Below are 25,850 nucleotides of genomic sequence, written 5' to 3'. Positions count from 1 at the left end.
GCGTGCCGCAGGCTGGAACCGTTCCTGATCCGCGACCTGCCCGTAAGGGCCTTAAGGCACGGCTCTATCATGTTCTTGAAGCTGGCAAGACCAGCGACCGGGCCAGTCTGATCTTTGATGTGTCGATGACCATCCTGATCATCGCCAATGTGGTGGCCTTCTCGCTTGAAACTGTCGCGGGCATTGCCGCGCAATATGGCGACCTGCTTGAAGCCTTCAATATTGCGTCGGTCGCTATATTCACCATCGAATATCTGGTGCGTATCTGGGTGTGCACAGAGCACGGGCCATACCGGCGGCTGCACGGTCTGACCGCGCGCGTGCGCTTCGTCCGGACGCCAATGATGGTTGTGGACTTTCTCGCCATCGCACCGTTTTACCTTGCATTCTTTCTGGCGATTGATCTGCGGGTGTTGCGGGTCTTTCGACTGTTGCGCTTCTTCAAGCTGGCTCGCTATTCACCGGCGCTGTCCTCGCTTAGCCGGGTGCTGTGGCAGGAGCGGCGAGCGCTGGGTGCGGCCATGATTGTGATGAGCGGAGCGCTGCTTGTCTCTTCAACGCTGCTCTACTTCATTGAGCGTCATGAACAGCCCGAAGCCTTCGGCAGTGTGCCGGCCGCCATGTGGTGGTCCATGGCGACATTGACGACGGTTGGCTATGGCGATGTGGTGCCTATAACGGCGGCGGGTCGGCTTGTTGGTGCGCTGGTCATGCTGTTTGGCCTTGGCATGTTTGCCTTGCCCATCGGTATCATTGCCACCGGCTTCTCCCAGGAGATTCACCGTCGGGAATTTGCCATCACCTGGGGCATGGTGGCGCGCGTACCCCTGTTCTCGGAACTCGAGGCCGAGCAGATTTTTGCCATCATGGGCAGGCTTGAAGCTGTGTCACTGCCACGCGGGTCCCACATCGCCCACGCCGGGGATCCAGCGGACGCCATGTATTTTATCGTCAGTGGTGAAGTGCTGGTGGAGCGCCATCCCGAAGAGTCGATCTATCTGCGCGAAGGGGACTTCTTCGGCGAGATGGCGCTGCTGCGCAATTCCACCCGGCAGCATGAGCTGACGGTTTCAGCTGACTGCGATCTGTTGAAGCTGGCGTCCGACGATTTCACGATGCTGGCACGACGCCATCCGGAAATTCGCGAGGCCGTGCTGAAGGTCGCCCGCGAGCGCGCAGGCGATGCGACTGCCTTTACAGAAGACGAAGAAATCGAAGAGGCCCTCAGGAACGATTGAGCGGCCTGCCGGGCGGCAAACGCCGAAGCGCCTCCTAGGAGGCCTTCGACATCGCTTTTTCCAGGTTATCAGAGACCTTGTCGAGGAAGGCCTCGGTTGAGAGCCACTTCTGCTCCGCACCCACCAGCAGGGCCAGGTCCTTGGTCATGGAGCCGCCTTCAACCGTGGACACACATGTCTTCTCAAGGGTCTTGGCAAATTTGGCCAAGGCGTCGTTGTTGTCGAGCTCGGCGCGGAAGGAGAGACCACGGGTCCACGCAAAGATGGACGCGATGGAGTTGGTCGAGGTCTCCTTGCCGTCCTGCCACAGGCGGTAGTGGCGGGTGACGGTGCCGTGCGCTGCTTCAGATTCACAGATCTTCCCGTCCGGCGTCAGCAGCACGGAAGTCATAAGGCCGAGTGAGCCAAAGCCCTGGGCGACGGAGTCAGACTGCACATCGCCATCGTAGTTCTTGCAGGCCCAGATGAACTTGCCCGACCACTTCATGGATGACGCCACCATGTCGTCAATCAAGCGGTGTTCATAGGTGATGCCGAGCTTGTCGTATTCCGCCTTGAACTCTTCCTCATAGACCTTCTGGAACAGGTCTTTGAAGCGGCCGTCATAGGCCTTCATGATGGTGTTCTTTGTGGAGAGGTAGACAGGCCATTTGCGCTGGATGCCGTAGTTCAGGCAGGCGCGGGCGAAGTCGATGATGGAGGCGTCGAGGTTGTACATGCCCATGGCGATGCCGGGGCCCTCGAAATTGAAGATTTCAAATTCCTTGGAATCTGAACCGTCTTCGGCTTCCCATTTCATGGTCAGCTTGCCGGCGCCGGGCACCAGAAAGTCCGTTGCGCGATACTGGTCACCAAAAGCGTGACGACCGATGACGATGGGGTCTGTCCAGCCCGGCACGAGGCGAGGCACGTTTTTGCAGATAATTGGTTCACGGAACACTGTGCCGCCGAGGATGTTGCGGATGGTGCCGTTGGGCGAGCGCCACATCTTCTTGAGGCCGAATTCCTCAACGCGGGCTTCGTCCGGGGTAATGGTGGCGCATTTGACGCCGACGCCGTGCTTCTTGATGGCTTCAGCCGCGTCGATCGTGACCTGATCGTCGGTCTTGTCGCGGTACTCCATGCCCAGGTCGTAATATTCAAGGTCGAGGTCGAGATAGGGGTGGACCAGCTTGTCCTTGATGAGTTGCCAGATGATCCGGGTCATCTCGTCCCCATCAAGTTCTACAACGGGGTTATCCACCTTGATTTTCGACATGTAATCCTCTGACCCGGTCTGTATGTGTTGCCTTTAGTGATTCCGGGAGAATGGAACCACACGGACATCGCGCATATATGACGCTGCGCTGAAAGTGGGAGGCGCGAGGCCAAAGCGAGGCCGCGCCATATGTGGGGTGCCGACGGCGCAAAGTTGGCGTCGGCTGGTGTTTTCGTATAGCACCCCATCGTTAACGATTAAAGCAGCGGCGGCTGCGTGGTTGATGGAAATAGCAGTATTTCATGGCTGGAACGGACCGGACGAAGCAACAAACTGTCGTGGAAGCACATTCGGGCCCGGCTGTGATTCTTGTTGCACCGCAACTAGGCGAGAATGTCGGCACGGCTGCCCGGGCCATGTTGAATTTCGGCCTGACTGATTTGCGCCTCGTGCGGCCCCGCGATGGCTGGCCCAATGCCTATGCGGTCAAGGCATCTTCGGGGGCGTTTGACCAGATCAAGACCGTCCGGCTGTTTGACCGGACAGAGGACGCCATCGCCGACCTCGATCGGGTTTATGCGACGACAGCCCGTCGCCGCGACCTCATCAAGCCGACCGTGACGCCTCAGACTGCGATGGCGGAAGCGCGTGGCATTGAGGAGAGCGGCGCCCGGGTGGGTGTTCTGTTCGGCGGCGAGCGGTCCGGCCTCAACAATGATGATGTGACGTTGGCGCATTCGATTTTGACGGTGCCGGTCAATCCATCCTTTGCCTCGATCAACCTGGCGCAGGCTGTGCTGCTGCTGGGCTATGAGTACTTTCGGCAGACGCAGGAGGCAGAGCCCCGCATTGAGGCGACGCAGGATCAGGAGATGGCGCCCACAGGCGAAATTGTCGGGTTCTTCGAGCAGCTGGAGCGTGAGCTTGATACGCACAACTTCCTCTACCCGCCGGAAAAGCGTCCGGCCATGGTGCGCAATATCCGCAACCTGTTTCAGCGCGCCAACCTGACCTTGCAAGAGGTGCGCACCCTGCGTGGCATCGTTACAGCGCTGGTGCGGCCGCCGCGCGAGCGGGTGCCCTATAAGGAGCGGCCCAATAAAGGCAAAGCAGGCAAAGCTGAGCGCACGAAGAGTGATGATGCCTCTTGAGTGACCCGCGCGCCGACAGTGAAACCGACAGTTCAACGAGTACCGAAGCGCCTCAGATACTGAGTGCAGCCTTCTGGCGCAGTCCGCTGGCAATCCTTTTTCTGGCGCTGGTCACGGTCGGCATTTCCCGGTCAATGCTGTTTGCGGTTCTGCCGCCCATCGCGCGTGAGCTTGGGTTCACGGAAGTACTCGTCGGGCTAATGTTTGCGGCGGCAGCGGGCATGTTCGCCATTACCTCGCCCCTATGGGGACGGTTGTCGGACCGGGTGGGGCGGGTGCGTGTCATTGCCCTGGGGCTTACAGGCTTTGGTGTGTTCATGATGCTGTTCACGCTAGCCGTCGCGACGGGGCTCGCGGTCGCTCTGCCACTATGGGCGATCTTCCTGTTGATGTTCGTGCCGCGTGTGGCCTCCGCGGCGGCGTCTGCCGGAGTGTTTCCCGCAGCACAGGCCTATGTGGCGGACACCACGTCTGCGCGAGACCGCACGTCCGGCACGTCCATGGTCGCGGCTGCCATGGGCTTTGGTCTCATCTCCGGGCCGGGCATCGCGGGGCTCATGTCGGCGTATGAGTTGCTGGCACCGATGTACCTGGCGGCGGCTCTCGGCATCATCGGCGGTATCATGGCGTGGCGTCTGCTGCCCGAGCCGCCGCGCACCCAGGCGCAGAAGGATACACCGCGGCCAAAGCTCCAGCTTCGCGACAGACGCATCATCGCCATGATGCCCATCTCTATGGCGATCTCGATGATGGTGGCCGTCACCCAACAGACCTCCGCCTTCTACTTTCAGGACATTCTGGGACTGGACGCTGCAGGCACCGCGCGGGCGACCGGTGCTGCGCTGATGATGATGGCCGGGGCGACTTTGTTTGTGCAGACAGCCATCGTCCAGCGCTTCCGGCTGGCGCCGCCGGTTTTGATCTATGGCGGGCTTGTGCTGGCGGTTGCGGCCTACACTATCCTCACCATGGCGGCGTCGTTCTGGATGCTCACCACAGGCCTTGTCATGGTCGGCATTGCTTTCGGTATGGCCAACCCGGGCATCTCGGCTGCCATCTCGCTGTCAGTGACCCCGAACGAGCAGGGGAGTGCGGCTGGCCTCAATGCCTCCATGAGCGCCACGGGCTTCATGATCGGCAGTCTTGTCGGCCCCGGCGGCTACACGCTGTCGCCGGATCTGCCGCATTATTTTGGTCTTGTGGCCCTCACGATCATTCTTGCCGGGGCACTTTTTGTGCGCTTTCCCAATCCCAACAAGATGCCGCCGATTGATCCGTCCGACACTCCGGCGTGACGGGCCAAAAATCCCAGCGTGGCCGGGCACTTGCGGGGTGTTTTAAGCGTTTGACACAAAGGGGCGCGTGGCTATACTCCGGCGCCATCAAGCGGGCTCAACCGGAATCGGTCGGGCCCGCCTTTAATTTCCGGCAGTTTTCGGCGCTTTTTCCCTCATATTTCGGGGGTGCGACGGGCAACCGGCAACACCTAGCAACCTAGAGGCTGCACATGACCAAGCGCACAAGCGCCAAATACAAGATCGACCGCCGGATGGGTGAAAACATCTGGGGTCGTGCCAAGAGCCCGTTCAACACCCGTTCCTATGGTCCGGGCGAGCATGGCCAGCGCCGCAAGTCCAAGGTTTCTGACTTTGGTATCCAGCTGCGCGCCAAGCAGAAGCTCAAGGGCTATTACGGCGACGTCACCGAAAAGCAGTTCCGCGCGACTTACGAAGAAGCTGTGCGTTTGCGTGGTGACACCAGCGAAAACATGATCGGCCTGCTCGAGCGTCGTCTGGATGCGGTTGTGTATCGCGCCAAGTTCGTGCCGACCGTTTTTGCGGCCCGTCAGTTCGTCAATCACGGCCACATCAAGGTCAACGGCAAGCGGGTGAACATCCCCAGCTACCGCGTCAAGGAAGGCGACGTGATTGAAGTCCGCGAAAAGTCAAAGCAGCTTCCGCTGGTGCTTGAAGCCGTTGGCTCGCCCGAGCGTGATCTGCCGGACTATCTGGACGTTGACCACAACAAGATGACCGCAACCTATGTGCGTATCCCTCAGCTGATGGATGTGCCTTACCCGGTCACAATGGAACCAAACCTGGTGGTGGAATTTTATTCCCGCTAATCCGGTTTCATACCAAAGATCAAAAGGGCCGCTCATTCGAGCGGCCCTTTTTCGTTTCAGCTAGTCGGCGCGGGAAATGATAAGCTTGGTGAAAGGCTCGATCAGAGCATCAGCTGCGTCCTCCCAGGAGACGACGTTTGACGTGACGGGCGTTGGGTCAAACGCGCCGGACTGAATGAGGGCCATGGGCTCCTCAAGGATGGACTGGGTGTGGACCCAACCGGTGTGCAGCGAAATCGAGTTCCGATACATGTGGAACATCGGCACCGGCACGTCGCCGCCAATGTAGACAGCAGCGCTGGCGGAGGTGCAGACACCGGCCCGACCGGTCATGCGGAGCAGTTCAGGCACGGTCTGAGCCCGACCACTGGCATCTACCGTGATGTCAAAGCGCTGCTTGATGCCATCCAGCCATGTATCGGTGAGTTCCCAGACTTCGGCTCCATAGCTTTCAGCAATGGCCAGGCGGGTCTTGTCAAAGTCCGCGAACACTACGCGGCTAGCTCCCAATGCCTTGGCAAAGCGGACGGCGAAAAGACCTATGGATCCCGGCGCCATGCCGCCGCACACCAAAACATCTGCTCCGGGGCGCTCCATGATGTGGGGCGCGATGGTGCGGTAGCCATCGGGGATATTGTCGCCCAGACCTGAGGCCTTGAGCGGGTCCATGCCCGCGGGCAGGGCGGTGAGCATGGCGTCTGCCCAGGGGACCGGCACCACGTCCTGCAAAAAGCCACCCCATTCAGGGGCAGTAGGGGCCCAGCCATAGGCGGCTTCGCGGGGCACGGAAATGCACTGGGCTGTATGGCCCCGGCCGCAATGGGTGCAATGCCCGCAAGCGATCTTCCACGGCATGATGACCCGGTCGCCGGGTTTGAGGTGGGTTACATCCGGGCCAGTCTCGAGGACTTCGCCTACGCCTTCATGGCCCAAAGGCACGGGACCCTTCAGGGGCACGGCTCCTTGAATAACCGCACCATCCATATCGCAGGTGGATACGACAAGCGGTCTGACGAGGGCACCATCCGCGCCGGGCAGGGAGGGAGTGGGCACATCGCGCCATTGCACGTCGCGGGTGCCCATGTAGTTGAGTTGCTGCATCTGGTCTCTTTCTCAAATTGATTTAGACCAGTCTATATAATTTTGATCCTGTGCTATGAGGTTTTCACGCAAAACGGTTTGCGGAACCAGAAAACAAGGCCAGAGACATGCCCCGGGCAGCAGAACATAAACAGGCATTGATCCACGCAGCGGCGCGACTGTTCCGGCGGCGCGGCTATGGGGCCAGCGGGCTCAATGACATTCTGGCGGCATCCGGTGCCCCCAAGGGGTCGCTCTATCACTATTTTCCGCAAGGCAAGGAACAACTGGCGGAAACCACGGTGAAGGCCGGGGGCATCATGGTGGGGCAGACGTTGGAAGAGCTTGGGGCGTCCACCAAGGACAGCCCGGCCTATCTGCGCGGCTTTGCGCGTCTGTTGATCGGCTGGCTGGAAAACTCTCGCTACGAAGAAGGCTGCCCGATCTCCACCGTGTTGCTGGAGATGGCGGGGGAAAGCGACAAGATACGAGCGCAAGGTCATGCGGCTTATGATAGGTGGCGCCAGGTGACCGGGGATAAATTTTTGGCCGATGGTCTGTCGCGCAAGGATGCGACAGCCCTTGCCACACACACCCTCGCGGCGTTTGAGGGCGCCATGATGATTGCACGGGTCGAGAAGAAAGACGTGGCAATCAAGACCGCAGCCTCCCTGTTGTCTGCTCAGGTAAAGGCGATGACGCCGGCGTAGTCGGCTGACTGGCCCAACCTGTGCGAATTCAGGAGGCTGTTGAGCCCAGGTGTCTTTCAACCTGCTTCATGACGTCATCGATACTGACAGGCGACGTTGTGTCGATGCGTATCAAGGGACCAACACCCAGTGGCAGGCCTTTTGCCCAGGCGGACATTCTTGCGTTGATCTCGTCCCCGGTCTGGAAGCCATCGCCATGCCCTTTGTGCCTTGAGCGTGTGGCAAAGCGCCTTGCTGCTTCTTCGGGCGGGCAATCGCAAAAGACCTCAACAACCTTTTGAAATGTGTCCTTCAGCCACTCTGTGGGTGTTCCCGAAGATCCGTCTGTGCCCGGTGGGCGCCAGTGGGAAATCAGCACGGCTGAATCAAGATTTCTAGCGACGTCCTGAAAATCATGGTCGCTTTGCCGACTGAGCTTTTGTCTCCAGGCGAGGTCGCCAACACCCTGGTCGTCAAAAAGTTGTTCGAGGAAGTCGTCCTTGTCCAGGAAATCAAATCCCAGAGACTGCGCAAGCTGTTTGCCCAGTGTGGTTTTTCCGCTGGCGGGTAACCCGCTTATGACCAGTGCTTGCTTCAATGTGCCAGGCCGGTTTGCGCTTCAGACGCTGACCTTAGTGCCGCGCGCCGAGTCTTGAAACAACAACGCCGCGATCAAGTCGCGGCGTTGTTCTCGTGTGCTGTGGGGCAGGGAAATCAGCCTAGGCGTCAGCCTGCGCTTCCATGGCGATGCCCTTGCCGGCGAAGTAGTCGCGCAGCTCGCCTTCTTCAAACATCTCGCGGAGGATGTCGCAGCCGCCGACGAACTCGCCCTTGACGTAGAGCTGGGGAATGGTCGGCCAGTTTGAGAACTGCTTGATGCCTTCGCGCACGTCGTCGTCTTCCAGCACATTCATCGACGAGAATTTCACGCCGAGATAGCTGAGAATTTGCACGACGGTGGACGAGAAGCCGCATTGCGGGAACACAGGCGTGCCCTTCATGAACAGCATCACGTCGTCGGACTTGATGGCGGCGTCGATTTTGTCGAATGCGGGAATGTCGCTCATGGTGGTGTCCTTCACGTTCCTAAGCCTATTTCGGCGCTGATGTCTGCAACGCCAGAGCATGCAGTTCGCCGCCCATGCGGCCCTGCAGCGCGTCGTAAACCATCTTGTGCTGCTGCACGCGGGTGAGGCCGGCAAAGGCCGGTGTCTTGACGACGGCGGAGTAGTGGTCTCCGTCGCCTGCCAGATCCTCAATCACGACTTCAGCGTCAGGCAATGCCTCGCGGATCAGTTTTTCGATCTCTGCTGCGGCCATGGCCATGGGTTACGCTCCTAAACTCTTAGTTTCTTTGCGGTTTTCCCGCTTTATGAAGCCTAATGGGTAGCATCCATATAGGTCGGGAACCAGCCCTCGTGGGCCTCGCGCAATGTCTCGACAGATATGGGGTCACACCCCTGCGCCGTCAATTGGGTGCCACCCGCCTTGCCCAGATGGCGGGCCGTCACGCCAGCTTTGCCAGCGGCCTTCAGCGCCTGCTGAACCAGGTTGGCGGGCAGGGCAATGATGTAGCGGGACTGATCCTCACCAAAGAGAGCCGCATGAGCCTCGATGCCGTCGGGCAGCGTTACGTCCGCACCCACATTGCTGGAGACGCAGAGTTCCGCCAGCGCCACATAGAGGCCGCCATCTGACAGATCATGCACGGCGGACAAACGCCCGGTGCCGATGAGCCCTCGCACGAAGTCGCCGTTGCGGCGTTCAATCTCCAGGTTGATGGGGGGCGGTGCACCGCCATCCTTGTCCAGGTCCATGCCCAGCACATCGCGGATGTACAGGGACTGGCCCAGATAGCCGTTCTCGTCACCAATCAGGATCAGCTCGTCGCCGTCCTTCATGCCGTCGGTGCGGGCATAGATGCGGGCGTCTTCAATGAGGCCGATGCCGCCAATGGCAGGGGTCGGCAGAATGCCGGTGCCGTTGGTTTCGTTGTAGAGCGACACATTGCCGGAGACGACCGGGTAGTCCAGCGCCTCGCAGGCTTCCTTCATCCCGAGGATGCAGCCTGCGAACTGGCCCATGATCTCAGGGCGCTCGGGATTGCCGAAGTTCATGCAGTCGGTGATGGCCAGAGGCTTGGCGCCGGTGGCGACCAGATTGCGCCAGGTTTCTACCACAGCCTGCTTGCCGCCTTCCTTGGGGTCGGCTTTGCAATAGCGCGGTGTCACATCAACGGTTGTGGCGAGCGCCGTATTGGTGTCGTGCACACGCACAATGCCTGCGTTGCCACCGGGACGCTGAATGGTGTCGCCCATGATGGTGTGGTCGTACTGCTCATAGATCCAGCGGCGTGAAGAGAGGGCGGGTGACCCCACCATCTTCACAAGTGTTTCTGCCGCGTTGTCCGGTGCGGATGCCCTGGCCGTCTCAAAGGGTGCCGGCGGCTTGGTGAACTCATACGGACGCTCATACATGGGCGCGTCATCATTGAGGCTGTCCAGCGGCAAGTCTGCCACCATCACACCCTTGTGGCGCACGACCATGCGGCCGGTATCGGTGATGGTGCCGATAACGGCAAAGTCCAGCTGCCACTTTTCAAAGATGGCACGGGCTTTGTCTTCGCGGCCCGGCTTCAGCACCATGAGCATGCGCTCCTGGCTTTCAGACAGCAGCATTTCATAGGCCGTCATGGCTTCTTCGCGGCACGGCACGTCATCGAGGCTCAGCTCGATGCCCACATTGCCTTTGCCCGCCATCTCAACGGATGAGGATGTGAGGCCAGCAGCGCCCATGTCCTGAATGGCGACGATGGCGTCTTCGGCCATCAACTCTAGGCAAGCTTCCAGCAGGAGTTTTTCCGTAAACGGATCACCCACCTGCACGGTCGGGCGTTTTTCCTGACTGTCATCGTCAAACTCGGCGGATGCCATGGTGGCACCATGAATGCCGTCGCGGCCGGTCTTGGAGCCCACATAGACGACGGGGTTTCCGATGCCGGATGCCGCCGCATAAAAAATGTTGTCTGCCGGCGCGAGGCCAACGCACATGGCGTTGACCAGGATGTTGCCGTTGTAGGCCGGGTCAAACTCAACCTCGCCGCCCACGGTCGGCACGCCGAAGCAGTTGCCGTAGCCGCCAATGCCGGAGACCACGCCTTCCACAAGGTGGCGGGTCTTTTCGTGTTCCGGTGCGCCGAAGCGCAGCGCATTGAGATTGGCGATGGGGCGTGCACCCATGGTGAACACGTCACGCATGATGCCACCAACGCCCGTGGCCGCGCCCTGATAGGGCTCGATGAAAGACGGGTGGTTGTGGCTTTCCATCTTGAAGACGGCGGCCAGGCCATTGCCAATATCCACGATGCCTGCGTTTTCGCCGGGACCACAGATCACCTGTTCACCGGTTGTGGGCAGCTGTTTCAGCCACACGCGCGACGACTTGTAAGAGCAGTGTTCGGACCACATGACGGAATAAACGCCAAGCTCGGTCATGGTCGGCGTGCGGTTCAGGGCACGCAGCACGCGGGCATACTCTTCTTCAGAGAAGCCGTGCTCCTTGACGATCTGCGGTGTGATCTCCGGCTCATGGACGCCGGGGTCCGCCTGCGGGAGTTCCTGCTCGTTTGAAACAGCTTCACTCATGAGGAAAGGGCCTCCAGAAGACCTTCAAACATCGGGCGGCCATCGCTGCCGCCAAGGGCGGGTTCAATCAGCCGCTCGGGGTGAGGCATCATGCCGAGCACCCGTAGATCGTCTGAATAGATGCCTGCAATATTACCGCGCGAGCCATTGGGGTTGGCAGCGTCACTAGGCGCGCCGTCCTTGGTGACATAGCGGAATGCCACGCGGCCTTCGCCTTCAATACGGGCCAGGGTTTCGTCGTCTGCAAAATAGTTGCCGTCATGATGGGCAATGGGAATGCGGATCGGCTTGCTGGTCGGGTATTTGCGGGTAAAGGCCGTATCGTTGCGCTCGACGCTGAGATGCACGTCCTTGCACAGGAATTTGAGGTCCGCATTGCGCATCAATGCGCCGGGCAGCAGGCCCGTTTCGGTCAGCATCTGGAAGCCGTTGCAGATGCCCAGCACATGCGCGCCATCCTCGGCGCGCTTCTTGACCGCGGCCATCACAGGTGAGCGGGCCGCCATGGCACCGGCGCGCAGATAGTCGCCATAGGTGAAGCCGCCGGGCAGGACCACAAGGTCACACGCGGGAAGCTCGGTTTCCGTATGCCACACCTGTGTGGGTTTACGTCCGGTGATGCGTTCCAGCGCCACCAGCGTATCCCGGTCACAGTTGGAGCCAGGGAAGATCACAACTGCTGCCTTCATTACGCAGCATCCAGTTCGATGGTGTAGTTCTCGATCACCGTATTGGCGAGGAGCTGTTCGCACATGTCCTTGACGGCGGCTTCTGCCTTGGCGGCATCGGTTTCGTCGAGGTCCAGTTCAATGACCTTGCCCTGACGGACATCACCAACACCTGAGAAGCCCAGATTGCCGAGCGTCTTTTCGATGGCTTTGCCCTGGGGATCGAGAACGCCGTTCTTAAGCGTGACGTGAACGCGTGCCTTCATGGACATGTTCTCCGGCCTGTTCTGGCGGAGCTCCTTGGTGCTCGCCGCATGCGTGTCAGGAGTGACGGGCGCGGGGGCGAGGTTTCGAATCGGGTTGGCGGGTCCCTGAAAATATCAGGGACCCCACCGGCGTGCCCACTGGTGGGCGCATGGCAGCTACGTGACCAGGCTTATTTCACAAGCACGGGTCCCGTGCGGGGTGTCTGATCTTCGTTTTCCATCAGGATGCCGAGGCGGCGGGCCACCTCCTGATAGGCATCCATCAGCCCGCCCAGGTCGCGGCGGAACCGGTCCTTGTCGAGCTTCTCGTTTGTTGCGGTATCCCACAGGCGGCATGAGTCCGGGCTGATCTCGTCGGCAAGAATGACGCGCATCATTTCGCCTTCGAAGTGACGGCCAAACTCGATCTTGAAATCGACGAGCTTGATGCCGATCCCCAGAAACAGGCCGGAGAGGAAATCGTTGATGCGCAGGCTCATGGCCATCATGTCGTCGATTTCCTGAGGCGTTGCCCAGGCAAAGGCCGTGATGTGTTCTTCGGTGACCAGCGGGTCGTCCAGTTCATCGGACTTGTAGGCAAACTCGATGATCGAGCGGGGCAGGGGTGTGCCTTCCTCAATGCCAAGGCGCTTAGCCAGGGAGCCTGCGGCCACATTGCGGATCATCACTTCAATGGGGATGATCTCGACTTCCTTCACCAGCTGTTCGCGCATGTTGACGCGTTTGAGGAAGTGGGTGGGGATGCCGATCTCGCCCAGGCGCGTAAACACGTATTCGGAGATACGATTGTTGAGGACGCCCTTGCCCTCGATCAGGTCGTGTTTCTTGTTGTTGAAGGCGGTCGCGTCGTCCTTGAAATGCTGAACAAGCGTGCCTGGCTCGGGGCCCTCATAGAGAATCTTGGCCTTGCCTTCGTAGATTTTTCTGCGGCGAGTCATCGATTGGGAATCCATCTTGGATTGGCGCCAAAACTGGCGGATTGTGCGGTGCGACCACTTGACCTCAAGCGCGCCCGTGCACACGTGTTGCTTTAGCGGAAATTGGGGGCTATGCCTAGCCGAAGTTCAGGGCTGGCATATGGTCAAAATCCCTGAAATTTGGCAGTTTTCTGTCTGTTCGTGGGACTGATGCCCCACAGCATGGCACCCATTTGGCAAGAGGCGTTTCGAGATGAGTTCACTAGACAAGCGTGGCAAGGACTTTGAGAACAAGTTTGCCCATGATCAGGAACTCGAATTCAAGGCTGTTGCCCGTCGCAACAAGCTGCTTGGCCTGTGGGCCGCAGAGGCCATGGGCCTGACCGGTGACGATGCGGATGCCTATGCCAAGGAAGTGGTGAAAGCCGACTTCGAAGAGGCTGGCGAAGAAGACGTGTACCGCAAGGTTTCCGGCGATCTTGAAGCGCGCGGTGTGGACAAGTCAGAGCACCAGATCCGCCGCACCATGCAGGAACTGATGGCCAAAGCCCGCGAGCAGGTCTCAACTGAAGGCTAAGGCTAAGGCGCCCTCCTTACTTTTTTCGAATCGTTGAAGCAAGCAGCGCTGCGTACTGACGCAGCGCTGTTTCGCGTATCTGGGCCTCATCTGCGCTTGGCTTGAGCCAGGCATCGCGATGGCGGTGCATGGACGGCCAGGCCAGCATTTCAACGGCGTTGCGGGCTGCGACATCGGGCACGATTCCCGGTTCAGCCCATTTGGCGATGAGTTTTGTCAGGTCGCTCATCAAGGCCCCGTGCATCCGGGTGGCCTGCATCTTTTCAATTTCAGGTAGTTCAAGCGACAGCCGGTCGATCAGCCAAATGCCCTTGCGGTTGGTGGATTGCAGGTCATACGCCTCAGCCCCTATTTGCCGGAGCGTCGCAAGGGTCGGCGGTGTCTTGGCCTTCAGGGCTGCGGTCAGTGTGTCCCAGCGGGCAAGCTGGGCAATCCGCTTCTCGCTCAGATCAACAATCTCGTCGGGCGTCATGGGGGTGATCGGCAATGGCCCGTCCGGCAGGCCATCTCCCAGCGCATGAAGAACCGCGAGGGTAAGAAGCCCCTCCTTGCCCTTGGCGTAGCTGTACAGCGCCGCCGGTGAGAGATCAGCGGCTTTTGCCACGTCCGCCATCTGGGTGCGCAAATAGCCCGTGCGGCTGATGCACTCAAAGGCGGCCCTAGCCACAACTTCCAAGCGTTCCTGCGGGGTTTCGCCTCTCTTCGAGCGGCGGGAGGGCGGTCTGTTGGCTGGCATGTCGACTCACTGATGTCACGTCAGGTGCATCTTACCCCTTGACGGCGCGCAATAATTAAATAAATCATTCATTCAATTAATGCGCAACCAATCTGGAATTGATGCCATGACCTTGTCCCGACTGATCCGACAAACCGTGCTGATGGGTGCAGGTGTTCTGCTTGGCGCGGGAGGCGCTCAGGCTCAGGAAGCTGACTGGTCTCACTATGGGGGTGACGCGGGCGGCAGCCGGTACAGCCCGGCGGTGGAGATAACCGCAGACACGGTCGGCGATCTCGAACTGGTGTGGGACTATTCCACCGGCGACATGGAGGCGCGCCCTGAGGCGGTGGCAAAGAGCGCGTCGGAAGGCACGCCCATTCTGGCCAATGGTCGCCTGACCTACTGCACACCTTTCAACGAAATCATTGCGCTTGATCCCGGCACCGGTGCGGAGCTTTGGCGGTATGACCCGGGCATTGCCACGGACTACGAGCCCGCCAACCAGTATCTGTGCCGCGGGGTTGTCCATTGGGAAGACCCACAGGCGGAGGCGGGTGCTGCGTGCGCCGCGCGCATTTTTTTGGGGACGGCGGACAGCCGGGTGATCTCCGTTGATGCGGCAACCGGTCAACCCTGTGCGCAGTTCGGCGAGGCGGGGCAGGTCAAAATCAATCCAGGCATGGATCTGTGGTGGCCCGGTGAGTTTCAGATTACCTCTCCACCGGTCACCGTGGGTGATGTCGTCGTTGTGGGTTCCGCGATCGGTGACAATGCCCGTGCGGATGCGCCCAAGGGTGCGGTGCGTGCGTTTGACATCCGCACCGGCGCACCGCGCTGGGAGTTTGATGCGGTGGCCCGCGGTGCTGCGGAGCAACCGGGCAACTGGCGGGCTGAAGATGCGGCCAGGACCGGCCATGCCAATGTGTGGGCCCCGATGTCCGTCGACCATGAGCGCGGTCTGGTCATTCTGCCCACCTCGTCTCCGTCGCCGGACTTTTATGGTGGCGCGCGACCGGGGGACAATCGCTACGCCAATTCCGTGGTGGCGCTCGAAGGCGAGACCGGCAAGGTGCGCTGGCATTTTCAGACCGTGCACCATGATGTGTGGGACTATGACCTTCCCGCACAGCCAAGCCTTGTAACCATCAACAAGGGCGATGGCCCGCGCGACGTCGTGGTGCAGGTCGCCAAGACCGGCTTTGTGTTCGTACTGGACCGCGACACGGGCGAGCCCGTGTTTCCGGTTGATGAAGTGCCCGTGCCGCAGGATGGCGCACCGGGTGAAGTGCTGTCGCCCACCCAGCCAATGCCGCAAAAGCCGCCGGCGCTGGTGCCCCACAGCATCAGCCCGGACGATGCCTGGGGGCTTACCTTCTGGGATCGCGGGGCCTGCCGCGACATGATTGCTCAGTACAGGAACGATGGTCTCTTCACCCCGCCCAGCGAGCAGGGGACGCTGATGTTCCCGTTCTCCGGCGGTGGTGCCAACTGGGGCGGCATGGCGTTCAACCCGCAGACCCAGCTCATGTACGTCAACACGTCGCGCGCGCTGCATGTGGTGAAGCTTATTCCGCGTGATGAGTTTGCTGCCGCCAAGGAAGCCGAGCCCAACAAGGAGATCAGCGCCCAGGCGGGGACGCGTTATGGCATGAAGCGCGACCTGCTGCTGTCGCCGATCAGTCTGCCCTGCAACAAGCCACCGTTCGGTGTTTTGCACGCGATTGATCTGTCGACCGGTGAAATTGCGTGGGAGTCCACTTTGGGTACCGTGCGCGATCTGGCGCCCGTGCCTATTCCCTGGGAGCTGGGCACGCCCAATTTCGGCGGTCCACTTGTGACGGCCGGGGGCCTCGTTTTCATCGGCGCGGCGATGGATGATTATCTGCGCGCCTTTGATGCCAAGACCGGCGAAGAGCTGTGGAAAGGCCGTTTGCCCGGTGGCGGACAGGCGACACCCATGACCTATGAATGGCAGGGCAGGCAGTATGTGGTGATTTCTGCAGGCGGTCATTCGCGCTCGACAACGACGTTGAATGACCGGGTTGTCGCCTTCGCGCTGCCATAGGAAATTGCCGCCATAGGTGGCATGGCATAACTCGCGGTAGGATGGGGCACTGGAAGAATCGGAGTGCTGCCCATGCCGCCTGCAAAATCCAAAACTGCGCCTAAGTCTGGGCCCAGCCTTAAAGACGGCAAAGGCTTTGACCGGCCTGCTGCCGCACTGGCGCTGCTCGGCTTCTTTTATCCCATCCACTACAAGGCCGGCATCAAGGTGGAAGACGCCCTGCGCGACAAGGGTGTCACGGGTGAACTTGGCCGCCATCAGGTGGCGGTCCTCTGGCATATCCACTCGGCAGGCGAGAACGGCACAATGATGCGCCGCAAGGACATTGAGCAGTCGTTGCGCTCGTGGTTCGATATTTCCAGTGCGGCCATCACCAAGGCCATTCGCGCCATGGCATCGCCGCCGCTGTCACTTGTGGTGCAGGAAGAAGATCCCAACTCGGCACGCGAAAAAATCGTTCGGCTGACACCCAAGGGTGCCAAGCATATTGCCGCCATGATGGATCGTGGCGTCGACGTCATCAAAGAGATGATGGAACCAATGGACGAAGCGACGATCCGCGAAGGCATCAAGTTTTTCCAGGCCATCACCAATTCTATCGTGATGATGGAGAGCGGGGATAAGTCGTAAGGCCTTCGTTGTCCGTCGTCTTTTCCCAACGACGCCATCCTCCGGCTTGACCGGGGGATCCATGCAGCATCTGCCATCTATGGATTGTCCGGTTAAACCGGACAATGGCACCAAAGGGTGATGGTCGGGTCACGAAACCCGCGTCCCCGGACTTGATCCGGGGCCTACTCGCAAACAATCAACTGCACAGCGACCAAGAGTGGACCCCGGATCAAGTCCGGGGATACGGCCAGTATTTGCTTGCCAAAACACGTCACCCCGCGACGGTGTCGCGGGGCCCAGGGCGCAGGCGGAGCCCCTCCGCCTGCTTTAGCTGGATTCCGCGATAAGGGCGCGGAATGACATGTCGTGAGGTGATCTAGGAGAACGCCTTTACGGCCTGATTGGTGTCCATGAAGTCGCGGAACTTCAGCCACTTGCCGTCCCGCATGGTGATGACATGCGCGAAGTCTGACTTGATGTCCCGGCCGGTAGACTTGGCGGTGAGGTGCAGCACACCAGTCACAATCACCTTGTCCTTGTCAGACAGAAACTCCAGCGGATCAAAGACGTGAATGTCTACCGATGACAGCACGGTTTCAAAAAACGTCCGTGCCCCGTCCATGCCGTCATACATGCCTGCATAGGGAATGATGTCGTCGGGCCCGTAAAACTCAATGCGGATGTCGTCATTGCAGTGAGACAGGATCGCGGGAATGTCGCCGGCGCCGAACGCTGCAAAAAGTTGCTGGGTGGCGGCGATGTTATCTTCTTGAAGGCTCATTGTGCGGCATCCTTGATCTTGGGTGTCAGGTGAATGTTGAGCGTTGCCAGCCCATGGTTGAGCAGGCTGGCGCGCTGGGGTTCAGACCCGCTGCCGGTTTCAGTGATGGCGCCGTAGCGATCCAGCAGGGCATTCATCAGCTCGCGGGCTTCGGCCTTGGCAAGGGCGGACCCCAGACAGTGATGCACGCCGACGCCGAAGGTCAGTTGCTTGTTGAGGTTTGTGCGGTCGATGTCGAAGGTCTCAGGATCCGGGAACATCGCCGGGTCGTGGTTTGCCGCTGCAAAGAACAGCGCCACCCAGTCTCCCTTCTTGATCTGTTGTCCACCGACTTCAACGTCCGCTTCTGCAATGCGGAACAGGCGTTGCGGCGGGCCGGAGTGGCGCAGGCTTTCATTCATGAAGCCTTCGATGTCGTCCCGGTTGGCGCGTAGACGCTCAGTCATCTCCGGCATGGTGGCCAGGTGATGCAGCAGATTGCCGAGCAGGAAGGTTGTCGTCTCGGCACCGGCAACCACCAGCGTCAGGCAGAAGCGGATGACTTCATCGCGGGTGAGTTTTTCACCGTCAGCTTCTGCGGTCAGGAGCGCGCGCATCAGGCTGTCCGGCACATCCTTGCCAGCGGCCAGCGCTTCGTCCATCGCTGTCACCTGTTCCACAAAGTAGGTGTACAGCTCCACATTGGATGTCTGGCGCTCTTCCGGCGTCAGGTCTGCGGACAGCATGAACGCTGTGCCCCAGTGACGGAACTTGGCGGCGATCTCGTTTGGCAATCCCAGCAGATGCACCATCACCCGGGCAGGCAAAGCCGCACAGATATCGCCCATGGCCTCTATGTCGGACCCGCGCGCGCTCTCCACTTCATCCAGCAGCGTGTGCACCATGCGGCTGACGTGTGGGGACAGCTCTTCGATGCGTTTGCGGGAGAAGGCGAGGTTGACGATGTTGCGCAGGCGATCGTGTTCCGGGTTGTCGTGGTTGACGAGCATCAGCGTCGGGGCCGAGGAGCCTTCCTGCAAAGGATCGCGGGACGAAAATGTGCGGTGGTCGCGGGCTGCCTTGGACACCTGGTCATAGTCCAGCAACACCCACGCATTCACGGCTTCGTCTTCGCCGGGCACTGTGCCGGGCGGGTAGTCTCTGTAGCCCTGCACCGGTGCGTGTGGCCTCAGCTTTGTATAGAGCGGATAAGGGTTGGCGATCGTGTCGCCGCTGGGCAAAGCGGCAACGAGCGCCGCAATATCGTCAGCCATAGAATTCCTCCCCAGGAACATCGGGATGTGCGGGAGGTCTTTTCGCCTCCCTCATTATTGACGCAGTATATTGTTTACTGAGTTAACAATCAAGGAGGCAGTCAAGGCTCTGTGCCTGCCGTATCCCCGGACTTGATCCGGGGTCCACTCTCGACTGCTTCGGTCTGCAGCATCGGCGAGTAGGCTCCGGATCAAGTCCGGAGATACGGTGACTGACAGGTCTTACTTGCTCCGTGCCTCCCGAAGCCTGTGCGCCAGGCCTTCCAGCGTTGTCAGGTGACGGTCCTTTTTCGGCGGGTCATACGTCGTGGCATTGACGGCGCGCACGAGCACCCGGCGGATCGACAGGTCGTCGGGGTCCTGATCCACGTCCAGCACGTTGAGGCAGCAGGTGTCCTGTTCGAACTGGCCAAAGGTCCTGAGGCCGGTGCCGAGCGCCCAGCCCAGAATGATGCGGTTGACGCCGCCATGGGCCACCAGGGCCATGTGGTTCCAGTCCGGCTTTTTCAGCAGACCTTCGAAGGCCGGCACCACGCGGGCCTGAAAATCTTCAAAGGCTTCGCCGTTGCGATAGCGCATGCCCGGCTCGTGGGCGTTCAAAAAGGCATAGGCCACTTCGTCCAGATCATCAGGCAGGGGAACAGGGTCCGGCGCGCCACCCTGCTCATAGGCAGCCTGCGCGCGATCTGACCGCAGCTCTTCGAGATCCGGCACTTCTTCGGTGGGGACGTCACGGCCATTGAGAATGCGCGCCAGCGTCTGCCTGGTGCGCGGCAGGCCGGAGTTCACTGCCTTGTCCAGCGGCACGTCTGCCATCATGCCGCCCATGGCGTCGGCTTCGGCTTGTCCCTGTGGCGTCAGATGCACCGCGCGGGGGTCTGCCACGATCGAACCGTCCTTGCTCACATAGGCCACGTCGCCATGGCGGAACAGATAGACGCGGCGGCGCAAGGCACCGTCAAAGGCAATACGTGGTTCAGGTGTCATGTAGGGGAACTCCGGGACTGGGGTTTTGTGTTTGGCACTCAGTATAGGCCTTCGGCACCATTTGTGTGACGGGCGCGGCGGTTTTCCACATGATCGCGACCTCGGATAGGCCCTCCGGTCAAGCCGGAGGGAGAGCGAGTGGTTGAATGCACCACCTCACCCTTGTCCGCTTTCCCTCCGGCTTGACCGGAGGGGCCATCTGACTCCGAGCCGCGTCCGCCAAGACAGCCGCCCACCGCCGCAAGCGAAACCTCGCCACGGGTATTCATTCCGTCTTGTCCCCAAAGAAGGGGAGTGGGAGCGCCTGGGGCCTGCTCGTGCGCAGGTCTCATGGCGATATCAGTCACGAGAGAGCCGGTTCCCGGGCGCTCCACACGCAAATGTCTTCAGCGATGGACTTTGACGGTGACCGATCGGGCATTACCCTCGACCTTGATCACCGCGAGCCTTTCGTCCGCATCCCGCACTTTGGAACGGCACGGTTGGATACGGGGCCAGCTTTTCCACGGCGTGACCAGGCCCGATCCATCGCTGCCCTTGCAGCACGCACCCGTTACTTGCGTGCTCCGGCACCGCGCGCAGGGTCCACGTTCCCAAGGACCCGCCACTCGCACTGCCTTCCAGGCATTCGCACCTCCCACCCAAGTCCGGACGGCCCGGATGCCCTTGTGGCAGGAGATACGAGCATTATCCGCGAGGTTTGAGGACCGGGGATAAGTTTTTGAATTTTTTTAAAAGCCGTCCGTATCCCCGGGCTCGACCCGGGGTCCACTCTCATCCGCTGTACCCTGAAGTGTCCGCGAGTAGGCCCCGGATCAAGTCCGGGGACACGGGATGTTAGTGGCGTCGGAAAACATGCGTAATTGTCGGCAATTCAACCGCCTCAAACCCCATCGCTTCCCAGAACACACCGGCAGCATCGCTTGCTTGTGCATTGCAGGTGAGGATGGGGCAGATTCTGAGACCGTGCGCCATGCACGCCTTGGCGAGCGCAGTGGCAATGCCGGACCGGCGAAACTGTGGCAGCACGTAGAACCGCCGCACGCGCATGGCGGGTTCGTCGAGGCCGTCTTCGCGGGTGATGCCGCCGATGCCGGCTAGCTCGCCATCGCGAAACGCTGCAAACAGCGCTGCGTCGTGCTGATCAAACCGTTGCGCGCCAGACTGCCACTGCTCCACCAGCAGGGAGATGTTGCGTATCCCCTCGGCACGGCTGGCGGTCGCAAGCGCGTCGATGCCCGCGGGCAGTGCGTCATGAAGGTGTTCAATCTGCACTGCCATGGGTGTGGTTACCCGAACACCCGCTTGAAGATCGTGTCGACGTGTTTGGTGTGGTAGCCCAGATCAAACAGGTCTTCGAGTTCGGCGTCTGACAGCACGACCTCTTCGTCCGCCTTCAGCAGATCAAGGAACACGCCTTCGCCGCGCCAGACGGGCATGGCGTTGCGCTGGACGAGGCGATAGCTGTCTTCGCGGCTGACGCCTTTTTGCGTCAGGGCCAGCAGAACGCGCTGGGAGTGCATGAGGCCGCCCAGCTTGTCCATGTTGGCCTGCATGTTTTCCGGGTACACCAGCAGCTTGTCCATCACGCCGGTGAGGCGCACGAGGGCAAAGTCGAGTGTCACTGTCGCGTCCGGGCCAATCATCCGCTCAACAGAGGAGTGCGAGATATCGCGCTCGTGCCACAGGGCGACGTTTTCCATCGCTGGCATAGCCATGCCGCGGACAAGGCGGGCGAGGCCGGTGAGGTTTTCGGTCAGGATCGGGTTGCGCTTGTGCGGCATCGCCGACGAACCCTTCTGGCCTTCGGAGAAGAACTCTTCAACTTCGAGAACTTCCGTACGCTGAAGGTGACGGACTTCTGTTGCCAGACGCTCAACTGATGAGGCGATGACGCCCAGGGTTGCAAAGAACTGCGCGTGGCGATCGCGGGGGATGACCTGCGTCGAGACAGGCTCGGGCACAAGGCCCATTTCCAGCGCCACGTGCTCTTCGACGCTTGGATCAATATTGGCGAAGGTGCCGACGGCACCGGAGATCGCGCAGGTGGCGATGTCGGCACGGGCCTGTTCCAGGCGCATCTTGCCGCGCTCAAATTCAGCATAGGCCTGGGCCAGCTTGAGGCCGAAGGTTGTCGGCTCCGCATGGATGCCGTGGGAGCGGCCAATGGTGACCGTGTTCTTGTGTTCAATCGCGCGCTTCTTGAGAGCCGCCAGGAGGGCGTCCATGTCGGCCAGCAGCAGGTCGGCGGCGCGGGTGAGCTGGACGGAGAGGCAGGTGTCCAGCACGTCTGAAGAGGTCATGCCCTGATGGACGAAGCGGCTGTCTTCGCCGATGAATTCGGCTAGGTGGGTGAGGAAGGCGATGACGTCGTGCTTCACTTCGCGCTCGATCTCGTCGATGCGCTCCACGTTGAATTCAGCCTTTGAGCCCTTGTCCCAGATGTTCTTGGCGGCGTCCTCTGGGATTACACCCAGCTTTGCCAGCGCTGTGCAGGCATGGGCCTCGATCTCGAACCAGATACGGAACTTGGTTTCGGGTGACCAGATATCGGCCATTTCCTTGCGGCTGTAACGGGGGATCATGTGCGGCGGCTCCAAAACCTGCGTGAGTCTGTTCGTTGCGGGTGTTGATACGCCAAGGCCCCGCACACTTCCACCGCGATTAACGGAAATGAGGCATGCGGGGCTGAGGTTGCGTCGAGGCGGGTCGGCCCGCCATCAGGAATGGAGACGACCCTAGCGGGCATCACCTGACGCAAGGGGGGAGCGCAGGGCAAACACGCCGTCGCCCAGAAGCGCCTGCACGAGATTGGCGAAGATCCAGAAAACCGGGAATTCCCAGCCGCCGCCCGGATTGGAGAACACCCAGCCATTGGGCAGGTGAACGAGGGCGGCGCCCATCAAAACCGGCACCAAGCCAAGCGCTACGGCGCGGGTGTGCAGGCCGAGGATCAAGGCCAGCCCGCCGGCGATCTCCGCGAAAATCACAGCGTAGGCCGTGACACCGGGAAACCCCTGGCTCTCAAAGAAGGCCACTGTGCCGGCGGGGGTGAAAACCAGCACTTTCAAAAGGCCGTGGGCGAGGAATGCGACCCCCAACGTGATGCGCAGCAGCGTGGCGGCGAGGGGTGCGGTGGGGGTGTGAAGCTCGTTTTGAGCCAGAAGGGTCTTGAACATGGGTCATCTCCAGATGGGTGATTGATGTCTGTATGTGTCGATGGAGATGAAGGTAGGTGTTCCTCAAGGTGGGATAATCGGGTAGATAAGAATAATATTGTTTCCTGAATGGGATAAATCAGATGGACCGGTTATCGACCCTGGAAGTCTTTGTTGCGGTGGCGGAGCGGGGCAGCTTTTCCAAGGCGGCGGAGGATCTGGGGCTGTCGAACTCGGCGGTCTCCAAACAGGTGGCTGCCCTTGAGGACCGGCTCGGCGCCCGGCTGCTCAACCGCACGACCCGGCGGGTCAGTCTTACCGATGTAGGGCAGGCCTATTGGGAGCGGGCGCGGGGTGTGCTGGCTGATCTTGAGGAGGCGGATGCGGCGGCGGCCAGTCTGCACGACGAGGCCCGCGGCCTGCTCAAGCTCTCGGTGCCGTTTTCCTTCAGCCTTCGGCATCTGTCGCCTGTCCTGTCCGAGTTCATGGCGGCGCACCCCAGGCTGGAAGTTGATCTCGTGCTCAATGACCGGTTCGTGGACATTGTGGATGAAGGGTTCGACGTGGCCATCCGCATCGGGACGCTGGCGGATTCGAGCCTCAAGGCCCGCCGCATCGCGCCGGTGCGCCGGGTGCTCGCGGCGTCACCGGGCTTTCTCGACAAGGTCGGCCGACCCCAGACACCCGCTGACATAAATGGCGAGTGGTGTCTGCGCTATTCGATTGGCGGCGACACGCTGGACCTCGAGCGGGAAGCCACGCCCGGCGCTGTGGCGGCACAGATCCGGTCGACGGGCGCTCTGCGGGTCAATAATGGCGACATGATACGCAATGCCATGCTGGCCGATTGCGGCATCGCCAGCCTGCCGACCTTCATCATCGGCGAGGACCTGAAGTCCGGCGCTCTGGAGCGCGTGCTGCCGGAGTGGTGTGCGCCGACAATCGCCATGTATGCGGTCTATCCGCCGGGCAAGGTCTTGTCTGCAAAGGTCCGTCTACTGATTGACTTATTGGCAGAGCGTTTTGGGCCCGTGCCGCCATGGGATGCGTTTGAGTGAGTGCTGGGCTTAAGCTGCTTGCGCTCTGGTTGGCGCGAAGACAGCCAGCAGGGCGAACAGCACAAATGTTGCCAAATGGAACGCCACCAGCGTGGTGAGATACGCCATCTGCTCAGGGCCCAGTGCATGGGGCGTTCCCAGCATCGCCACGTGGTCCCGAAACACCGTATACAGAACAATCTGACTTGTTGCCGCAACAATGAATGCGCCGAGCCCGAATGCGTGCCTGAGCAAAAGCCCTACAACAACGGCAATGTCCAGCACCAGATACACAATATCCAGAGCCTGCCAGAGGCGCGGCGCGGCAAGCCAGTCGAAGCCTGTCAGGCTTGCCATATTGGCCACATGGACTGCAGCGCCATAGGCATAGAAGGCTGCAATCAACAGCAGGTACCAGCGCAGCAAGGGCTTGTCGTAGAGGCGTGTCATGGGGGCGACTGTGCCGGATCTGATGTGCGCTCAGAAAGGACGAATGCCCCACCTATCCTGTCATTGCATGCGGACGTTTGTCGTCATCGAACGGCAGGTTTTGCGGTTCGTCTATGTCATATGCGTTGGTGAGCTTCAGATTGCTCTTTTGTTCTTCCGTGAACGATGGCCATCGATTGGGATCGTGTGTCTCCAACACAAAGACATAGTCAGCGTAAATCCGCCTGACTTCCTCGAATGATCGGGCGTAGATGACGCACCAAACTGAAGCGTGCTTGTAGTCTATCCCAACAAAGATCGGTTTTTTGCCCTGCTTTGCAGCCTCGGCTTCAGTCAAGGAAGTGCGTCTGCGTCCGTCCATCCAAACGTCGATTTTGAACGCCAGCCTGCCGCCAAATATCCGCCTCAAAATCCGAGAGATCATCTCCTGCGTGTTCTTGTTCACAGCAACCCGAGCTGCCGCAGGCTTGCGTGATTGCCTTTGCCGATGATCAGGTGGTCATGCAGGGCAACGCCAACTGGCTTGGCGGCGTCTTCGATCTTCTTGGTCATGTCCACGTCAGCGCGGCTGGGTGTCGGATCACCCGACGGGTGGTTGTGGACGAGGATGATGGCGCTGGCGCCAAGATCAAGAGCGCGCTTCACCACTTCGCGGGTATAGACCGGGGTGTGATCGATGGTGCCGCGGCTTTGAACTTCGTCCGCAATCAGAATGTTCTTGCGATCAAGAAACAGAATGCGGAACTGCTCGGTCGACTCGTAGGCCATGGCGGCGGTGCAGTAGTCCACCAGCGATGACCAGCTGGAGATCGCCGGGCGGTCCATGACTTTTGACTTTGCCAGTCTGAGCGACGCTGCCTGCACGAGCTTGAGTTCGGTGGCCACGCCTTCTGACACACCGGGTACTTCAATCAGCCGTTCCATGGGTGCGGTGATGACTTCGTTGAAGCCGCCAAAGCGTTTGAGAAGGTCCTTTGCCAGCGGCTTGGTATCGCGCCGGGGGATGGCGCGGAACAGGATCATTTCCAGCAGCTCATAGTCGGGCAGGGCATCGGCTCCGCCCTGAATGAACCGCTCGCGCAGGCGCTGGCGGTGGCCGGTGTGCGAGGGCGGGTCCTTCTTTGGACTGCTTTTGGGGGCAGTTTCGGCCTTTGCCTTTACGGACTCACCAGTGCGCGATTCAGGTTGCAGCTTGGGGAGCGGCTTGCCGCCTGAATCCTCAAAGCCCGACATTCC

At 60.4% G+C, this 25,850-nt stretch carries 29 protein-coding genes; 10 read left to right on the top strand and 19 right to left on the bottom strand.

All coding sequences use genetic code 11. The features are described 5' to 3' along the window. Nucleotides 1–2 precede the first annotated feature (2 nt). On the top strand, nucleotides 3–1,238 hold the full coding sequence (locus ABXH05_RS00940) for a cyclic nucleotide-gated ion channel (RefSeq protein WP_353559373.1): 1,236 nt from the start codon (nucleotides 3–5) through the stop codon (nucleotides 1,236–1,238). Between the two features lie 34 nt (nucleotides 1,239–1,272). Here ABXH05_RS00940 and ABXH05_RS00935 read toward each other — a convergent pair whose 3' ends face one another. Beyond that, nucleotides 1,273–2,496 (bottom strand): NADP-dependent isocitrate dehydrogenase, encoded by a 1,224-nt coding sequence (locus ABXH05_RS00935; protein WP_348141223.1) that lies wholly within the window; start codon nucleotides 2,494–2,496, stop codon nucleotides 1,273–1,275. Between the two features lie 242 nt (nucleotides 2,497–2,738). On the opposite strand from ABXH05_RS00935, the gene ABXH05_RS00930 reads away from it, so the two are divergent. The 3 genes from ABXH05_RS00930 to rpsD all read left to right on the top strand — a co-directional run bounded on the left by ABXH05_RS00930 (nucleotide 2,739) and on the right by rpsD (nucleotide 5,712). Beyond that, nucleotides 2,739–3,587: an RNA methyltransferase gene (locus ABXH05_RS00930; RefSeq protein WP_353559372.1), complete on the top strand. Its 849-nt coding sequence runs from the start codon at nucleotides 2,739–2,741 to the stop codon at nucleotides 3,585–3,587. After that, nucleotides 3,584–4,882, top strand: a complete 1,299-nt coding sequence (locus ABXH05_RS00925; RefSeq protein ID WP_353559371.1) for an MFS transporter — start codon at nucleotides 3,584–3,586, stop codon at nucleotides 4,880–4,882. The genes ABXH05_RS00930 and ABXH05_RS00925 overlap by 4 nt, the downstream gene beginning before the upstream one ends. A gap of 212 nt (nucleotides 4,883–5,094) precedes the next feature. Continuing rightward, a complete protein-coding gene (gene rpsD / locus ABXH05_RS00920) occupies nucleotides 5,095–5,712 on the top strand; it encodes a 30S ribosomal protein S4 (RefSeq protein WP_348141229.1) in 618 nt (205 codons plus the stop codon). A gap of 60 nt (nucleotides 5,713–5,772) precedes the next feature. Here rpsD and ABXH05_RS00915 read toward each other — a convergent pair whose 3' ends face one another. Beyond that, complete coding sequence (locus ABXH05_RS00915) at nucleotides 5,773–6,813, bottom strand: zinc-dependent alcohol dehydrogenase (RefSeq protein ID WP_353559370.1); 1,041 nt, start codon at nucleotides 6,811–6,813, stop codon at nucleotides 5,773–5,775. Between the two features lie 107 nt (nucleotides 6,814–6,920). Here ABXH05_RS00915 and ABXH05_RS00910 point away from each other — a divergent pair, with 107 nt between their 5' ends. Then, nucleotides 6,921–7,502 carry a TetR/AcrR family transcriptional regulator gene (locus ABXH05_RS00910; protein ID WP_353559369.1) on the top strand — a complete coding sequence of 194 codons (582 nt, stop codon included), beginning with the start codon at nucleotides 6,921–6,923 and terminating at the stop codon, nucleotides 7,500–7,502. A 28-nt stretch (nucleotides 7,503–7,530) separates the two neighbouring features. On the opposite strand, the gene ABXH05_RS00905 is transcribed toward ABXH05_RS00910, so the two are convergent. From ABXH05_RS00905 to purC, 7 genes are all read right to left on the bottom strand, one after another. Continuing rightward, nucleotides 7,531–8,079, bottom strand: a complete 549-nt coding sequence (locus tag ABXH05_RS00905) for a P-loop nucleotide/nucleoside kinase family protein (protein WP_353559368.1) — start codon at nucleotides 8,077–8,079, stop codon at nucleotides 7,531–7,533. A gap of 121 nt (nucleotides 8,080–8,200) precedes the next feature. Further along, nucleotides 8,201–8,548, bottom strand: a complete 348-nt coding sequence (grxD, locus tag ABXH05_RS00900; protein ID WP_353559367.1) for a Grx4 family monothiol glutaredoxin — start codon at nucleotides 8,546–8,548, stop codon at nucleotides 8,201–8,203. 25 nt (nucleotides 8,549–8,573) lie between these two features. Further along, entirely contained in the window at nucleotides 8,574–8,807 is a 234-nt protein-coding gene (locus tag ABXH05_RS00895) for a BolA family protein (RefSeq protein ID WP_043949423.1), read from the bottom strand. A 53-nt stretch (nucleotides 8,808–8,860) separates the two neighbouring features. Continuing rightward, nucleotides 8,861–11,125 (bottom strand): phosphoribosylformylglycinamidine synthase subunit PurL, encoded by a 2,265-nt coding sequence (purL, locus tag ABXH05_RS00890; protein ID WP_353559366.1) that lies wholly within the window; start codon nucleotides 11,123–11,125, stop codon nucleotides 8,861–8,863. Beyond that, nucleotides 11,122–11,814 carry a phosphoribosylformylglycinamidine synthase subunit PurQ gene (gene purQ / locus ABXH05_RS00885; RefSeq protein WP_353559365.1) on the bottom strand — a complete coding sequence of 231 codons (693 nt, stop codon included), beginning with the start codon at nucleotides 11,812–11,814 and terminating at the stop codon, nucleotides 11,122–11,124. The genes purL and purQ overlap by 4 nt, the downstream gene beginning before the upstream one ends. Next, a complete protein-coding gene (gene purS / locus ABXH05_RS00880; protein WP_348141241.1) occupies nucleotides 11,814–12,059 on the bottom strand; it encodes a phosphoribosylformylglycinamidine synthase subunit PurS in 246 nt (81 codons plus the stop codon). The genes purQ and purS overlap by 1 nt, the downstream gene beginning before the upstream one ends. A 170-nt stretch (nucleotides 12,060–12,229) precedes the next feature. Then, nucleotides 12,230–12,997, bottom strand: coding sequence for a phosphoribosylaminoimidazolesuccinocarboxamide synthase (purC, locus tag ABXH05_RS00875; protein WP_348141243.1), 768 nt, complete (start codon nucleotides 12,995–12,997; stop codon nucleotides 12,230–12,232). 232 nt (nucleotides 12,998–13,229) lie between these two features. Between purC and ABXH05_RS00870 the strand changes: the two genes are divergently transcribed. Then, entirely contained in the window at nucleotides 13,230–13,553 is a 324-nt protein-coding gene (locus ABXH05_RS00870; protein ID WP_348141245.1) for a DUF1476 domain-containing protein, read from the top strand. A gap of 16 nt (nucleotides 13,554–13,569) precedes the next feature. On the opposite strand, the gene ABXH05_RS00865 is transcribed toward ABXH05_RS00870, so the two are convergent. After that, complete coding sequence (locus ABXH05_RS00865; RefSeq protein ID WP_348141247.1) at nucleotides 13,570–14,289, bottom strand: TetR/AcrR family transcriptional regulator; 720 nt, start codon at nucleotides 14,287–14,289, stop codon at nucleotides 13,570–13,572. A 106-nt stretch (nucleotides 14,290–14,395) separates the two neighbouring features. On the opposite strand from ABXH05_RS00865, the gene ABXH05_RS00860 reads away from it, so the two are divergent. Together ABXH05_RS00860 and ABXH05_RS00855 are read left to right on the top strand one after the other, a co-directional pair. Further along, nucleotides 14,396–16,336: a pyrroloquinoline quinone-dependent dehydrogenase gene (locus tag ABXH05_RS00860; RefSeq protein WP_353559364.1), complete on the top strand. Its 1,941-nt coding sequence runs from the start codon at nucleotides 14,396–14,398 to the stop codon at nucleotides 16,334–16,336. A 72-nt stretch (nucleotides 16,337–16,408) separates the two neighbouring features. Then, nucleotides 16,409–16,966: a MarR family winged helix-turn-helix transcriptional regulator gene (locus ABXH05_RS00855; RefSeq protein WP_348141252.1), complete on the top strand. Its 558-nt coding sequence runs from the start codon at nucleotides 16,409–16,411 to the stop codon at nucleotides 16,964–16,966. Nucleotides 16,967–17,324: 358 nt separating this feature from the next. Here the strand turns inward: ABXH05_RS00855 and ABXH05_RS00850 are convergent, their stop codons facing one another. From ABXH05_RS00850 to ABXH05_RS00840, 3 genes are all read right to left on the bottom strand, one after another. Beyond that, on the bottom strand, nucleotides 17,325–17,729 hold the full coding sequence (locus ABXH05_RS00850; protein ID WP_353559363.1) for a nuclear transport factor 2 family protein: 405 nt from the start codon (nucleotides 17,727–17,729) through the stop codon (nucleotides 17,325–17,327). Then, nucleotides 17,726–18,982 carry a cytochrome P450 gene (locus ABXH05_RS00845; protein WP_353559362.1) on the bottom strand — a complete coding sequence of 419 codons (1,257 nt, stop codon included), beginning with the start codon at nucleotides 18,980–18,982 and terminating at the stop codon, nucleotides 17,726–17,728. The genes ABXH05_RS00850 and ABXH05_RS00845 overlap by 4 nt, the downstream gene beginning before the upstream one ends. Nucleotides 18,983–19,204: 222 nt before the next feature. Next, on the bottom strand, nucleotides 19,205–19,969 hold the full coding sequence (locus tag ABXH05_RS00840; RefSeq protein WP_353559361.1) for a histidine phosphatase family protein: 765 nt from the start codon (nucleotides 19,967–19,969) through the stop codon (nucleotides 19,205–19,207). 380 nt (nucleotides 19,970–20,349) lie between these two features. On the opposite strand from ABXH05_RS00840, the gene ABXH05_RS00835 reads away from it, so the two are divergent. Beyond that, on the top strand, nucleotides 20,350–20,673 hold the full coding sequence (locus ABXH05_RS00835; protein WP_353559360.1) for a hypothetical protein: 324 nt from the start codon (nucleotides 20,350–20,352) through the stop codon (nucleotides 20,671–20,673). Nucleotides 20,674–20,806: 133 nt separating this feature from the next. Here ABXH05_RS00835 and ABXH05_RS00830 read toward each other — a convergent pair whose 3' ends face one another. The 3 genes from ABXH05_RS00830 to ABXH05_RS00820 all read right to left on the bottom strand — a co-directional run bounded on the left by ABXH05_RS00830 (nucleotide 20,807) and on the right by ABXH05_RS00820 (nucleotide 23,148). Further along, nucleotides 20,807–21,250 carry a GNAT family N-acetyltransferase gene (locus ABXH05_RS00830; protein WP_353559359.1) on the bottom strand — a complete coding sequence of 148 codons (444 nt, stop codon included), beginning with the start codon at nucleotides 21,248–21,250 and terminating at the stop codon, nucleotides 20,807–20,809. 8 nt (nucleotides 21,251–21,258) lie between these two features. Beyond that, a complete protein-coding gene (gene purB, locus ABXH05_RS00825; protein WP_353559358.1) occupies nucleotides 21,259–22,554 on the bottom strand; it encodes an adenylosuccinate lyase in 1,296 nt (431 codons plus the stop codon). Nucleotides 22,555–22,707: 153 nt separating this feature from the next. After that, complete coding sequence (locus tag ABXH05_RS00820; protein WP_353559357.1) at nucleotides 22,708–23,148, bottom strand: DoxX family protein; 441 nt, start codon at nucleotides 23,146–23,148, stop codon at nucleotides 22,708–22,710. A 122-nt stretch (nucleotides 23,149–23,270) separates the two neighbouring features. On the opposite strand from ABXH05_RS00820, the gene ABXH05_RS00815 reads away from it, so the two are divergent. Next, nucleotides 23,271–24,185, top strand: coding sequence for a LysR family transcriptional regulator (locus ABXH05_RS00815; RefSeq protein ID WP_353559356.1), 915 nt, complete (start codon nucleotides 23,271–23,273; stop codon nucleotides 24,183–24,185). 9 nt (nucleotides 24,186–24,194) lie between these two features. On the opposite strand, the gene ABXH05_RS00810 is transcribed toward ABXH05_RS00815, so the two are convergent. The 3 genes from ABXH05_RS00810 to radC are packed head-to-tail and all read right to left on the bottom strand — an operon-like array spanning nucleotide 24,195 to nucleotide 25,847. Then, the gene (locus tag ABXH05_RS00810; RefSeq protein ID WP_353559355.1) at nucleotides 24,195–24,614 is read right to left on the bottom strand and encodes a hypothetical protein; all 420 of its coding nucleotides are present in this window, start codon (nucleotides 24,612–24,614) and stop codon (nucleotides 24,195–24,197) included. 52 nt (nucleotides 24,615–24,666) lie between these two features. Further along, nucleotides 24,667–25,059: a hypothetical protein gene (locus ABXH05_RS00805; protein WP_353559354.1), complete on the bottom strand. Its 393-nt coding sequence runs from the start codon at nucleotides 25,057–25,059 to the stop codon at nucleotides 24,667–24,669. Beyond that, nucleotides 25,056–25,847 carry a RadC family protein gene (radC, locus tag ABXH05_RS00800; protein ID WP_353559353.1) on the bottom strand — a complete coding sequence of 264 codons (792 nt, stop codon included), beginning with the start codon at nucleotides 25,845–25,847 and terminating at the stop codon, nucleotides 25,056–25,058. The genes ABXH05_RS00805 and radC overlap by 4 nt, the downstream gene beginning before the upstream one ends. Nucleotides 25,848–25,850 lie beyond the last annotated feature (3 nt).

This window comes from Pyruvatibacter sp. HU-CL02332 (genome assembly GCF_040362765.1).
In the GTDB taxonomy this organism is placed as follows: domain Bacteria; phylum Pseudomonadota; class Alphaproteobacteria; order CGMCC-115125; family CGMCC-115125; genus Pyruvatibacter.
This window is presented reverse-complemented; position numbering and strand designations above follow the sequence as displayed.